The sequence below is a fragment of the Tunturiibacter gelidiferens genome (assembly GCF_051013345.1).
Lineage (GTDB): Bacteria > Acidobacteriota > Terriglobia > Terriglobales > Acidobacteriaceae > Edaphobacter > Edaphobacter gelidiferens_A.
In genome coordinates this window covers 1,247,189-1,260,152 of sequence record NZ_CP132939.1, presented here as the reverse complement: position 1 = coordinate 1,260,152, position 12,964 = coordinate 1,247,189, and the positions used below count along the sequence as shown (strand labels likewise).

General features: G+C 57.9%; 11 protein-coding genes. 7 read left to right on the top strand and 4 right to left on the bottom strand.

Features of this window, described 5'->3' with window-relative positions; genetic code table 11:
• The first annotated feature begins 24 nt into the window (after nt 1-24).
• Nucleotides 25-1,179 (top strand): acyltransferase family protein, encoded by a 1,155-nt coding sequence (locus tag RBB80_RS06140; protein ID WP_433967367.1) that lies wholly within the window; start codon nt 25-27, stop codon nt 1,177-1,179.
• A gap of 57 nt (nt 1,180-1,236) precedes the next feature.
• On the opposite strand, the gene clpB is transcribed toward RBB80_RS06140, so the two are convergent.
• On the bottom strand, nt 1,237-3,906 hold the full coding sequence (clpB, locus tag RBB80_RS06135) for an ATP-dependent chaperone ClpB (RefSeq protein ID WP_433967366.1): 2,670 nt from the start codon (nt 3,904-3,906) through the stop codon (nt 1,237-1,239).
• Between the two features lie 1,320 nt (nt 3,907-5,226).
• Here clpB and RBB80_RS06130 point away from each other — a divergent pair.
• Nucleotides 5,227-5,823, top strand: a complete 597-nt coding sequence (locus tag RBB80_RS06130) for a hypothetical protein (protein WP_433967365.1) — start codon at nt 5,227-5,229, stop codon at nt 5,821-5,823.
• 232 nt (nt 5,824-6,055) lie between these two features.
• Here RBB80_RS06130 and RBB80_RS06125 read toward each other — a convergent pair whose 3' ends face one another.
• Complete coding sequence (locus RBB80_RS06125; protein WP_433967364.1) at nt 6,056-6,541, bottom strand: Hsp20/alpha crystallin family protein; 486 nt, start codon at nt 6,539-6,541, stop codon at nt 6,056-6,058.
• Nucleotides 6,542-6,936: 395 nt separating this feature from the next.
• Between RBB80_RS06125 and RBB80_RS06120 the strand changes: the two genes are divergently transcribed.
• Together RBB80_RS06120 and RBB80_RS06115 are read left to right on the top strand one after the other, a co-directional pair.
• Nucleotides 6,937-7,614, top strand: a complete 678-nt coding sequence (locus tag RBB80_RS06120) for a glycosyltransferase family 2 protein (protein ID WP_433967363.1) — start codon at nt 6,937-6,939, stop codon at nt 7,612-7,614.
• A gap of 8 nt (nt 7,615-7,622) precedes the next feature.
• Complete coding sequence (locus RBB80_RS06115) at nt 7,623-7,898, top strand: hypothetical protein (RefSeq protein ID WP_433967362.1); 276 nt, start codon at nt 7,623-7,625, stop codon at nt 7,896-7,898.
• Nucleotides 7,899-7,942: 44 nt separating this feature from the next.
• On the opposite strand, the gene RBB80_RS06110 is transcribed toward RBB80_RS06115, so the two are convergent.
• Both RBB80_RS06110 and RBB80_RS06105 read right to left on the bottom strand, forming a co-directional pair.
• Nucleotides 7,943-9,064, bottom strand: coding sequence for a S10 family peptidase (locus RBB80_RS06110; protein ID WP_433967361.1), 1,122 nt, complete (start codon nt 9,062-9,064; stop codon nt 7,943-7,945).
• Entirely contained in the window at nt 9,061-9,621 is a 561-nt protein-coding gene (locus RBB80_RS06105; protein ID WP_433967360.1) for a hypothetical protein, read from the bottom strand. The genes RBB80_RS06110 and RBB80_RS06105 overlap by 4 nt, the downstream gene beginning before the upstream one ends.
• A gap of 928 nt (nt 9,622-10,549) precedes the next feature.
• On the opposite strand from RBB80_RS06105, the gene RBB80_RS06100 reads away from it, so the two are divergent.
• The 3 genes from RBB80_RS06100 (at nt 10,550) to RBB80_RS06090 (ending at nt 12,943) form a co-directional block, all read left to right on the top strand.
• Nucleotides 10,550-11,647 (top strand): class I SAM-dependent rRNA methyltransferase, encoded by a 1,098-nt coding sequence (locus RBB80_RS06100; protein WP_433967359.1) that lies wholly within the window; start codon nt 10,550-10,552, stop codon nt 11,645-11,647.
• A 103-nt stretch (nt 11,648-11,750) separates the two neighbouring features.
• Nucleotides 11,751-12,836, top strand: coding sequence for an NAD(P)/FAD-dependent oxidoreductase (locus RBB80_RS06095; RefSeq protein WP_433967358.1), 1,086 nt, complete (start codon nt 11,751-11,753; stop codon nt 12,834-12,836).
• Nucleotides 12,818-12,943 carry an NAD(P)/FAD-dependent oxidoreductase gene (locus RBB80_RS06090; RefSeq protein WP_433967357.1) on the top strand — a complete coding sequence of 42 codons (126 nt, stop codon included), beginning with the start codon at nt 12,818-12,820 and terminating at the stop codon, nt 12,941-12,943. The genes RBB80_RS06095 and RBB80_RS06090 overlap by 19 nt, the downstream gene beginning before the upstream one ends.
• The last annotated feature ends 21 nt before the right edge of the window (nt 12,944-12,964 follow it).

Below are 12,964 nucleotides of genomic sequence, written 5' to 3'. Positions count from 1 at the left end.
TCGATGTATCATGAAGGCGCCAGCATGCCCATCCCCGCACCCACCCTCCTCGGCGAACCCGCTTCCTCAAGCTCCACCGCAAAGCCCGGCTCCCCGATGAAGAAAAACGATTCGATCCAGATCCTTCGCGCAGTCGCGGCCCTCCTCGTAGTGCACGTTCATGCCCTCTTTACCGTCTCTCACCACGCCCTCCCCGCGCAGAGCCGCTTCTTCAATCTGGTCAATTTCGGATCATGCGGCGTCGACATCTTCTTCGCCATCAGCGGCTTCATTCTCTCTACCGTGGCCATGAACATCCGGCCCACACACTTCGGACATGCTCACAAGGCCCTCGACTTCCTCTTCCGAAGATTTATCCGCATCTTCCCCATCTACTGGATCCTCTCCCTCTTCTTCGTGCTGGTCCAGTTCAAGCAGCATCATCTCGTCCTGTCGTGGTTCGTCAACTCCTATCTCCTGCTTCCCTCCATGCGGTTTCCCCTTCCCACCCCACTCGTCTTCGTCGGCTGGACTCTGATCTTCGAGATGCTCTTCTACTACGTCATCACCCTCAATCTCTTCTTTGGCACCCGTCGCGTCATCGAAAGAACCATCCTTTCCATCGTTGCACTGATCGCACTGGGCGGCGTCCTTGGCTTCCAGCAGCCGGTCTTCATCCTGCTTGGCAATCCCATCAACCTGGAGTTCGTCTTCGGATGTGGGATCGGACTTCTCTTCGCACGTTACGGCAAGCGCCAAACCCTCGGCACAGTCCTCCTCTTTGCCGGAGCACTCCCGCTACTCTTCACTCTCATCTTCAATAAATATGACGTCGGTCAGGCGACCAACACCCTCAACGGTTCCCTCAGCTGGAACCGCGTCTTTCTCTGGGGCATTCCCGCTGCCATGATCATCGCCGGCCTCGTCTTCCGTTCCACCAGGATCCGATCGCCTCTAGGCCGCTTCGGCGTTCAACTCGGCTACGCATCCTACTCCATCTATCTGATCTCGCTGCCGGTCTTCTACGTCTACGATCGCTTTTATCCTCACACCGCGAAGCTCGGCCCAGACGCAAACGTGCTTCTGTCTTTTCTCGTCGTCGCTGCCATGGGCCTGCTCTGCTATCACTTCCTCGAAAAACCGATGCTGCGCTGCCTCACCGCGAAGTACCATCACCCCGCCGTACAGTCCGCCCCGTAGACAAGGACGGGCCCCCCATCGAAAGGGGGCCTCTAATCTTTACAACACATAAACCTCTTAAGAGACTAAAGCCTCGCGCCCCTGCACTTCGAACTCGAGACCGTTCTTTCCAGCCTTCACCACCACATGGTCGCCGTGCAGCACGCTGCCGTCCAGAATCTTCACCGCCAGCTTATCCTGCACCAGCCGCTGAATCGCTCTCTTCAAAGGCCGCGCCCCATAGGCCCGGTCGTATCCCGCTTTGAAGATCGCCTTCCTCGCGCCATCGGTCAGCTCCAGCGTAATCTTTCGGTCCGCCAGCAACTTCTGCAGATCCTTCAATCGCAGATCGACGATATGAGTCAGCTGCTCATCAGCCAGCGGATGGAAGATCACAATGTCATCCACGCGATTCAGGAACTCCGGCTTGAAGTGCTTGCGCAGCTCATCCATCACACGTACCTTTGCCTCTTCGAACCCGTCCTCGCCCTGCGCCCACGCCGTAGACAACTGCCCCGCGCCAACATTCGAAGTCATGATCAGCACAGTGTTCTTGAAATCGACCGTCCTGCCCTTCGAGTCCGTCAGCCGTCCATCATCGAGCACCTGCAGAAGCACGTTGAACACATCCGGATGCGCCTTCTCAATCTCATCAAACAGAATCACCGAATACGGTCTGCGTCGCACCGCCTCAGTCAACTGTCCGCCCTCGTCATACCCGACGTATCCCGGAGGCGCTCCAATCAACCGCGCCACTGCATGCCTCTCCATATACTCGCTCATGTCGATCCGCACCATCGCGGCCTCATCATCGAACAGGAACTCCGCCAGCGCCTTCGCCGTCTCCGTCTTGCCCATGCCGGTAGGCCCAAGAAAGATAAACGAACCAATCGGCCGCTTCGGATCGCTCAAGCCGGCACGCGATCGCCGAATCGCATTCGCCACCGCACTCAGCGCCTCATCCTGCCCAACCACGCGCTCGCGCAGACGATCCTCCATCTGCACCAGCTTCTGCGTCTCGCCCTCCAGCATCTTCGAGACCGGAATCCCAGTCCACTTCGACACGACCGCGGCGATATCCTCCTCGTCCACCTCCTCCTTCAACATCCGCGAAGGCCGCTTCGCAACTCCAGCAGCAACGCCAGACTTCGCCTCAGCCTCGTCCTCGCGAACAGCGGCGTCCTGCTCTGCCGTCAACTCGCGCAGCTCTGCCTCTCGCTTCGGAATCTCGCCATACTGCAACTCCGCCGCACGCTGCAGGTTGCCCTTCCGCGTCTCTTCGCCCATCTGAAACCGCAGCGCCTCCAACTGCTCCTTCAGCTCCGCAATCTTCCCAATCGCGCCGCGCTCCTTCTGCCAACGAGCACGCAGCCCAGCCGACGCCTCCTTCACCTCGGCCAGCTCGCGCTCTACAATCTCCAGCCGCTCCTGCGAGCCCGCGTCCTTCTCCCGCTTCAACGCCGCGCGTTCAATCTCAAGCGAAGTTGCCCGCCGCTCCAGGTCATCAATCTCCACCGGCACAGAACCAATCTGAATCGCCAGCGCCGCCGCCGCTTCATCCACAAGGTCAATCGCCTTATCCGGCAAAAACCGATCCGAGATATACCGATGGCTCAACACCGCCGCCGCTACAATCGCCGAGTCTTTAATCCGAACCTTGTGATGAGCCTCATACTTCTCCTTCAGCCCACGCAGAATCGCGACCGTATCCTCAACGTTCGGCTCGCCGACATACACAATCTGGAACCGCCGCTCCAGCGCAGCATCCTTCTCGATGTACTTCTTGTACTCACCCAGCGTCGTCGCGCCAATCGCCCGCAGCCCGCCGCGAGCCAGTGCAGGCTTCAGCATATTGCTTGCATCCAGCGACCCTTCGCTCGCGCCCGCGCCCACCAGAGTATGTAACTCATCGATGAACAAAATCACTTCGCCGTTCGACTCTTCGATCTCCTTCAGCACCGCCTTCAGCCGATCCTCGAACTCCCCGCGAAACTTCGCCCCGGCGATCATCGCGCCAAGATCCAGCGAGCACACACGCTTGTTCTTCAGAATCTCCGGCACATCCCCTAGAAAGATCCTCCGCGCCAGCCCCTCAACGATCGCAGTCTTCCCCACGCCCGGCTCGCCAATCAGCACAGGATTATTCTTCGTCCTGCGGCTCAGCACCTGCACCACGCGGCGAATCTCCTCGTCCCGCCCAATCACCGGATCGAGCTTTCCGCGCCGCGCCAGGTCCGTCAGATCCTTCGCATACTTCTCCAGCGCCTGAAACTTCCCTTCAGGATTCTGGTCCGTCACCCTCTGACTCCCCCGCACCGCACTCAGCGCCTTCAGAATCGCCTCATGGGTCCCGCCCAGCGCCGCCAGCGCCACCTGCACAGGATCATTCTTCGCCTTCGACAGCGCCAGCAGCAGATGCTCCGTCGAGACATACTCGTCCTTGAAGTTCTCCGCCTCTTTGAACCCCTGCTCCACCACCTTCTGCAGAGCGTTCGACATCCCCGGCTGACCCCCACCCTGCACCTTCGGCAGCTTCGCAATCGCCGAGTTCACCCCAGACAGCAACTGCTCGACCGGCACCCCAATCTTCTCCAGCACCGGGATCACCACTCCCTCGCGGTCCTCCAGCAGCGCCGCCATCAGATGCAGCGGCAGCACCTCCGGATTGCCGTTCTCCGCCGCATACCCGCTGGCCGTCTGCACAGCCTCCTGCGATTTCACCGTCAATCGATCCCACTTGATCGCCATAAGTCTTTATCTCCCCATCAAAAGCAACAGATTTGAGCTTTTCGTTTAGATTAGACGTCTGAGGTGCTTCAGAAGATGCGGAAATCTGATAGCAACTCACTCATATCTTACGAGGGTCGGCCAAGCCTTGTTCCCTCTATAACTTCCGCAACTGTCCCGCTCGACGCCGGGTATACCCCTTTAGTTCTATTATTCACCACCACCCATGGTGAATCTTTGTTGGCAAAGAGGATGCCGCCACCCGGCACACCACAAGCATCTACTTCCGTCGCAGCTCCCGGGTCCTTCGCCGTCCCGCGAAACAGGCGTCGGCCCCCACAAATACGCCCGCCACCCACCACGCTAACTCCTCCTCCCCTGGCCCAATCAGCCAAACCAGATAGTGGACGCGAGGCTATGCATTCACTTCCCCGGCCACGACTCCACCATCGGACAGGTTCGGTCGACACAACTCTGCCTCAACAAAGTCAACTGTGCCGCCGGGGTACTCTATCTTGAGCACTGGCCTTCCCAAGCCGGAGTCAGGCCGGGAGATACCATCACCCTGACCAGTCAGCTGAGGCCAACCGCAGGTTATGTTGCATCGTGGCATCATTCGGCACATCTGTTCCAAGCCCTCGGAAGAGCCGTCCCAGCCGATAGGGTTGCCGACATAATTGCCGTACTCGTCTTCCGTTGGGAAACTCGGTTTGGGGGCAAGAACCTGAAGCAAAAGGCGGATAGACGCAACAGACCAATCAATACTGAAAGTTTTGAACACATTCGCACCACGGGCGTGATAACTCACGCGCTTTATAACATGACGCCAAAACGGTTGTCATATCTTATTGACAATTCTAAGCTGCTGGATGCAATCGATTCCGCCACCCGTTTCAACCTTATGCCGCCACCCTCTGCAAGGTTATGCCGCCACCCGATACAGCGCCATTCCGCCACTGAATTAGGGAGCCGGGCGAGGGTGTCAAAAGTATCATCCGCGCCGCAGGCGTGATCGGGAGATTCGTAGTTGCTCAAAACACCCCGTATCTCGGAAAGTTCGACTAAACCGCTGACATGACGGCCGTTGCTGAAGTCAGGACTACGGCATTCGTCTCATCACATGCCCTTGTATACCTGCCGGAAGAGAGGTCCGTGTTTCTTCGAGAGTGGTATCGAGAATTCCATGGAAAGTGGGTATATAAAACGACCACGAGCTGGGTCAATATAGAAGCGCGCCAGTAGTTAAGGTCAATTTGCGGAGGGGACGACAATCGCGTTGCAGCGAATCGGAATTTGAGCATCAGTGTAAAGTTGCTACCGCCACAATTTAAAGGGAGGCTTATGAATATTCATCACGGTGCAGTCATGATCGCGTTGCTAAGCCTGGGCTTGGCAGCGCCTGGGCAGTTGACCGCCCGATCCGATTATGATCCGGGACCTGGAATGATACAAACAGAAAGTGCGGTCTCCGGTCTTCACGACTTCGACTTCCTTGTGGGTCACTGGCAGGCTCATCATCGAAAGCTGAAGCACCGCCTCGCCAATAGTCACGAGTGGACTGAATTCGAAGGCACGTTGTCTAACCAGCCGCTTATGGGAAGTTACAGCAATGTCGACGATACAGTGCTCAACGTTCCGGGTGCAGCCTATCGCGGTGTCGCACTGCGGTCCTTCGACCCGAAGGCCCAGCAGTGGTCAATCTGGTGGCTCGACAGCAGGACACCATCCGATCCACTGGATCCACCCATGATAGGAAGCTTCCACAATGGCGTAGGCACTTTCTATGGCGACGACACGGTCAACGGAAAGCGAGTTCGAGCGCGCTTCATCTGGTCCAACATCACTCCGACATCCGGTCACTGGGAGCAAGCGGACTCGCCAGATGAGGGCAAGACTTGGGAGACAAATTGGGTGCAGGACATCCAGCGAGTGCAATAACCGAGACACCGGATGGCATTAGGAACTCAGTCTGCGGAGCCCACGCGCAAAAAAGAGGAGTAGGAGGTGGGAACCGAGACGAATCTCTATCAGAATAGGAAGGCGGGGCGTGTTCAGTCCGCTGCAGGTCGGGCTGCCAATTCCTTTGCCAGAGTGAACGCGTACCTGATCGCCGCCCAAATGAAAGAGGGGAGGCATCTCAGCCTCCCCTGCAAAACACACCATCAACGTATTACTTAGCCGTCTGAGCCTCAACCTGTTTAGCGCCGCTGCCCACCTGCACCTTGATCTGCTTTGGCTGGGCCTCCGCCTTCTTCGGCAGTGAGATCGTCAACACGCCCGCGTCCGCAGAAGCCCTCACGTCCTCTGTATTCACAGTCTGAGGCAGGGTAAAGCTTCGAACGAAGCTTCCAAATCTCCGTTCGATTCGGTGAAAGTTCTCGGCCTTTTCAGTTTGTTCAAATTTGCGCTCACCCTTGATCACCAAAGTCTGGTTCTCCAGCCGTATATCGAGATCTTCCTGCTTTACACCGGGGACCTCCAACTTGAGCACCAGGCTGTCCGCGTCCTCATACACATCCACCGCTGGGGTAAAGCCCCCGCTCGAAGCCTCCACCGATCCTGCAAAGTCGTTGAAGATCGAGTTCAACCGCTTCTGCAGCCCGGCAACATCTTCAAAAGGCGTCCGCAACGGCACAAACCGAGTCATTGTCGTCATAAACCCTCCTACGTCAGTAACTTGAAATCTCAGGGCACCATCCATCAAGCCCTGCACTATCTTAGACGCATAACAGCTCCAACAGTTGCATAAAATATGACTAAATTACACTCAAATAATTCGCTATGAGACGTTTCTACCGAATCAACACCAAATTCAATGACTTACCTGAGACGGCGCGTTCCACCACCCGCCCACCCAGCCGGTGATGGGGACGAGAGGCCCTCTTGTCGTGCTGTCAAACTGTCTGCGATCAAACCGTAAACTGGTGATCTACAATCGTCACTTACAGCTCGGCATCTTTCCGTTCCGGAGGTTTGTCCTCTGATCCCATATTTGCGCGTCACCGCTCACACTACTCCCGCCAACAGGGCGGGGATGCCTGCGGCTGCTAAATGACCGTCTCGGTCGTGATGCCCACCTACAACGCGGAGACCTTTCTCCACGATGCCATCACCAGCGTTCTCCGTCAGACCCGGAGCGACTTCGAGTTCATCGTGGTCGATGACGGCTCAACCGACGGGTCACTCGCCATCGTGCAGTCTCACGCGCAGAACGATCCCCGCATCAAAGTATTCAGCCAGCCCAACGCCGGCACTGCAGCCACTCTCAATCGAGCCATAGACCTCGCCTCTTCGGACTGGGTCTTCATCATGCATGCGGATGACGTCATGCACGCGAACCGTCTCGAACGACAATTGGCCTTCCTCGATGTGCACCCTGAGTTGGCCGTCGCCAGCAGCCTGGTTAATCACATCGACGAGAAGGGAAGAGTGATCGGACAGGACAACTCCTTCTTGTTCACTCACGAGGAGATTGAAGAAAAAATTCAACTCAACAAGCTGATCGGTTTCAATCATCCGGCCGTCGTACTTCGCAGGAGCGTGATACAAGCTGCAGGAGGATATCGTCAGGAGTTTTGGCCCGCCGAGGACATTGATCTCTGGAACCGCCTCGCAGAACAGGGACATAAGATCCTCGTCCAGCCCGAGATCCTTCTCGATTACCGTATCCATGGCGGCTCGGCTTCTATCTCTCGTGCGCACCTTACTCGAAAAAAGTCCGCTGGCTAAGAGAATGTATGCTGCGTCGCAGAAGAAGCGAGCCCGAACTCACCTGGGAACAGTTCCTCGCGTTCCGGCGACAAACTTCCCTTCACCAGCGAATCAACGAGGAGAGAGTCGACTTCTCACAGATCTTCTACAAAGCAGCGGTTGGCCACTTCGCTGGCCGACGGTATATCCACACCGTCGGCAATGCAACTCTCGCTGTCCTCCTTCGACCCCGATACATCCTCTCCGAGATGATCACCAAGTCGAAGTGGCGAATGAAGAGCCTCAAGAACAAACGCAAGTAGCCCCTCTGGCCCTCCGCCACTCGCGCGAGAAGCAGAACCCGAACCTACTTCCCGTCCTCTGTCCCTCGGATAAACGCCGCTACATCCGCATGAAACTGCTTCAACACATCCTCGTTCACATAGACCATGTGCCCGCTCTGATAGTAGTGATAGCTGATATTCGCCTGCAGTTTCTGCGGGATCTGCAGATGATGCATCTCGAACTTGCCCTCAAAATACGGCGTCGCCAGGTCGAAGTAGCCGCCCGCCAGCATCACCTTCATCTTCGGATTCGACTTCATCGTGTACGCCAGGTCCGGCATCACGTTCGTCCCTCCCTCCTGCTGATTCGCCGGCGGACCACCCGGAGCCTGATGCCGCAGATCCCACGTAAAGTCCGGATCCCCATAGGCCCCCGGCTTATACGTCTGATTCTCGCCATACTTCAGCTCCGTCCGCATGTATTGATTCAGCGCCGCCGTATACGCCGACGAGATCGCATTGCTCTGCGGGTCATACTCCGCATCCGCGCTCAACGGATCGATGTCAGGCCCCTTATACCGCGTATCCAGCCGCCCCGTCGTCGTCTCGTCATCCAACTGCAGCTGCTTGCTGAACGCCGCACCCGTCACGCGAAGATTCGCACGCATCAGGTACGTCACCGGCAACCCGGTATATTGATGCAGCTTCTCCGCCACCGCCTGCTTCCTTGCCTCCGGCAGCTCAGACCCCTGCAGCAGCGCGCTCATGTAATCACCGATCGCATACTGCTCCACCTCGGCCAGAAACGGCTCCAGTGCCGCAGGCTGCGTCGGCAGTTTGTGATGATAGAACGCGCTCGCCGCAAAAGTAGGCAGTCCCAGCGCATAAGCCTGGTCCACACCAGGATTCCACTTCGGCCCATCGATGCTGTTATCGAAGCTCAAAATCTGCGACAGCAGAACAATCCCGTTCAGATCCACATTCTGCAAAGCGGCTGAAAGCACCGCACTGCGCGGCGTCCCATAGCTCTCGCCAAAAAGATACTTCGGTGAGTTCCATCGGTTGTACTTCGTCAAAAATCTCCGAATGAACCGGTCGAACGCATGCGCATCCTGATCCACACCCCAGAACGCCTTCTCTTTCTCCTTGCCCATAATCCGGCTGAACCCGGTCCCCGGCGCATCGATAAACACCACATCGCTCACGTCCAGCAGGCTGTTCTCGTTGTTGACGATCTTGTAAGGGGCTCCTCATCATGCTGCGCGTCGGTCGTCACCACACGCCTCGGCCCAAACGACCCCATATGCAGCCACATCGTCGCCGACCCCGGTCCGCCGTTGTACAAAAACGTCACCGGCCGCCCAGCAGGCGCATCCTTCTTGAAGTACGCCACATAAAACATCCGCGCCGTCGCAGGAGCCTCGTCCGGCTTCTCGGGATCAGGCGCCTTCTCTCCCGTATCCGGCAGCATCTTCCCATCCAGCCCCAGCATCGCGTCCTGAGAATCACTTGACCCCACCGTCAGCGTCCCCGCCACTGCACGGTAAGCGATCGCCTGCCCACCCACCGTCACCGATCCATCCGTCGTCGAGTCCGATGGTGGCTCCGCCGGCTCTACCACTGGCGTCCCCGTCACCACCAGCTTCTGTTCCTTCTTCTTGTCGCTCTCTTTCTTCTCCTGCGGTCCGGCCCCCATCGCGATAGCAGCAGACGCAAACAACACGCCACAAGACACACCGATCCGCACCAGCTTCCTCGACATCCTCACACTCTCCAAAAGGACAAATTTCCAGTGTGAGAAGTATATCCGCAAAAAATTTCGCAACCACTAATGCACTCTCAATTGCGTTTATGCGTTCGGCCAGCTACCGCAGCGCATACGCTCGGCACTCCTCCCTGCCGGGCATAGTCGTCCCTCACGAAACACCCACCCCCAGGCAACGGTGTTCACCAGCGAACAAGATTTCCGTTTTCGGACAAGTTCGGCTCCGAAAACGGCCGACCGTCACCCGTATCGCACAAAACACAGTGCTTGCATCACAGACTCTTTGGCTCGAATCAGTCTTTCTTCTGTTGCCGGGTGCCCCATATCTCGATTTTGAGATGTGGGCATTCGCGCAGAGCGCGAACCGCTTTAACTCATCAGCCACGCCACTACCGTAGCCAACCAACTCCGTCCTCGATACTGCCAAAACCCTGTCAAGCCCCAAAACCGCAAATCCCCGCGTCAATCCAGCACTTTCGCGTGGCATATTAGTTATCCCTAAACAGATATACTGAAATCAGAGAATTCAAAAGCCAAAACCAGACAGACAAAAGAGATTAGACACAATCTAACTCCTTTATTTGTAATATTTTGCAGGCAACTCAACTGGAATCAATATTTTAGCCACGCAACGTCCCTCCAAACCGCTGAAACAAAACAACTTCCGTGCAAGATACCCAGGGGGAGGGGAGGGTCAAGTCCACAGCGGAAAGGGCCATGCGACCATTGAAATCATGCCTAGAACAATAGAAGACCGGTCCCCGCGAGTAGTCGCGGCCCAGCCCCACGGACCAGCCGCAGCGATCACCCGCCGCGCCGCAGACCGCCTGCGAGCAGGACACCTCTGGGTCTACCGGTCAGACGTAGAGTCCCTAATCCCCCCATCGGAGCCACCGACCTCCAGCCCGGAGCCCTCATCACAGTGATGGACAGCCGTGGCATCCCCCTCGGAACCGGCCTCTACAGCGCCGCCTCGCAGATCGCAGTAAGAATCGTCTCGAACGAGGCCGCCCTGACCCGAACCGCCTACCTCGACCAAGTACGCGAACGAGTCCTCGCCGCCCTCGCCCTGCGAGACGAAGTTGCGCCCGAGTCCATGGAAGATGACGCCTGCCGACTCATCTTCTCCGAGGCCGACAACCTCCCCGGCATCGTCGCCGACCGCTACAACGACCTCGTCATCCTCCAACTCCTCACCCAGGGCACCGCGCAGGACGACATACGAAGCCTAATAACCGAAGTCGTCCGCGAACACCTCCGCCCCGACAACGGTGGCATCACCCTCTGGGAGCGCCCCGACCCAAAGATCCGCGAACTCGAGCAGCTCGCCCCGCCGACCCCAGGCCCCCTCCACACAAACACCACCGAATCGCCACAACTCACCACGATCTTCACCATCAACGGTCTTCGTTTTCACTTCGACGCAGGCTCCGGCCAGAAGACGGGTGCCTTCCTCGACCAGCGTCTCAACTACGCCGCAGCAGCAAGATACGCCAACGGCAACGCGCTCGACATCTGCACCTATCAAGGCGGCTTCGCCCTCCACATGGCCCAGAGCTGCCGCCACGTAACCGGAGTCGACGCCAGCCGCAGCGCCCTCGAAGTAGCCGATCGCAACCGGGAGCTCAACCCCGAACTTCCAGCAAAGGTCGAGTGGATCGAAGCCGACGCCTTCGAGCTGCTCCGCGAGTACGAATCCACCGGCCAACAATACGACACCATCGTGCTCGATCCGCCCGCCTTCGCCAAGTCGAAGCGCGCTGCCGAAGGCGCCATGCGCGGCTACAAGGAGCTCAACCTCCGCGCCGTGAAGATGCTCCGCCCCGGCGGAACCCTCATCACCTGCTCCTGCTCCCACCACGTCCCCCTGCAGGAGTTCACCGAGGTCGTCTCCTCCGCCGCCTCCGACGCAGGCCGACGAGTCCAGCTCCTCGAGACCCGCGGCGCCGCCCCCGACCACCCCGCCATCCTGACCCTTCCCGAGACCAGCTATCTCAAGTGCCTCATCTGCCGGGTGGGGTGACATCGGAAGAGATCCACAAAAGGTCCTCCCTCAGATTGCAGTCCGAAAGACGCCATATCGACGGAGAGGAATTTAAGATCAGGCAAACGAAGACCTCCAATCAATGACAGCGAGACCGCACGTGGAGAAGGTTGATGTCGTAGTACTCGGCGCTGGTGCGGCGGGAATGATGTGTGCCATCGAAGCCGGGAAGCGCGGACGCAAAGTGGCCCTGCTTGATCACGCCGAGCGCGTTGGAAAAAAGATCCTGATCTCAGGCGGTGGCCGCTGCAACTTCACCAACATTCACTGCCGCTCAGAGAACTTTCTTTCAGAAAATCCCCACTTTGCAAAGTCCGCACTCGCCCGCTTCACACCTTCAGACATGATCGCCATGGTCGAAAGACACGGCATCCGCTACCACGAGAAGACGCTTGGACAACTTTTCTGCGACCGTTCCGCCCACGACATCGTCGCAATGCTGGAACGCGAATGCACAGAGGCGAGCGTTCGCATAATCCTCGGCGCGAAAGCAATCTCCGTCCATCGCAAAGACTACCTCGAAGTTCAAACATCGGATGTAATACTTCGATCCGAGTCCGTAGTCATCGCCACCGGTGGCCTTTCAATTCCCAAGATGGGCGCAACCGCACTCGGCTATAGTCTGGCCGAACAGTTTGGCCTACGCGTCGTTGCGTGCAGGCCGGGCCTGGTTCCCCTCGCCCTCAGCCCCGAGGATCGCGAGCAATGGTGCGACCTGGCAGGTGTCTCGGCTGAGGTCGTGAGTATGGCGGGAACACGCCCTCGACGAGGTGACTTCCGCGAGAAGATGCTGATTACGCACCGCGGACTCAGCGGTCCAGCGATTTTGCAGACATCGTCTTATTGGCAACCGGGCGAGGCCATCACAATAGACCTCGCACCCGACTCAAATGTCCTGGCCGCGTTGCTGTCCAGAAATGCACGAAGAGATGCCACCGCAGCGACGAACGCCATACGCGCGGTCTTGCCGGCTCGTATGGCAGAGCGATGGGTTGCGCTCTACCAACCGGCCGACTGGACCAACGCATCTTTAGCGAGAATGGAACAGCATTTACACGAGTGGTGTCTTACGCCGGCAGGAACCGAAGGCTACGCCAAAGCCGAGGTCACAGTGGGGGCGTTGACACCGCAGAACTGGACGCGAAGACGATGCAGAGTCGTAAGGTAGCAGGTCTCTATTTTATTGGTGAGGTCGTCGACGTAACAGGATGGCTGGGAGGATACAACTTCCAGTGGGCGTGGGCCTCCGGAGTGAGTGCAGGACAGTCGGCTTAAGCACTCGCAGCATCCAAGGCC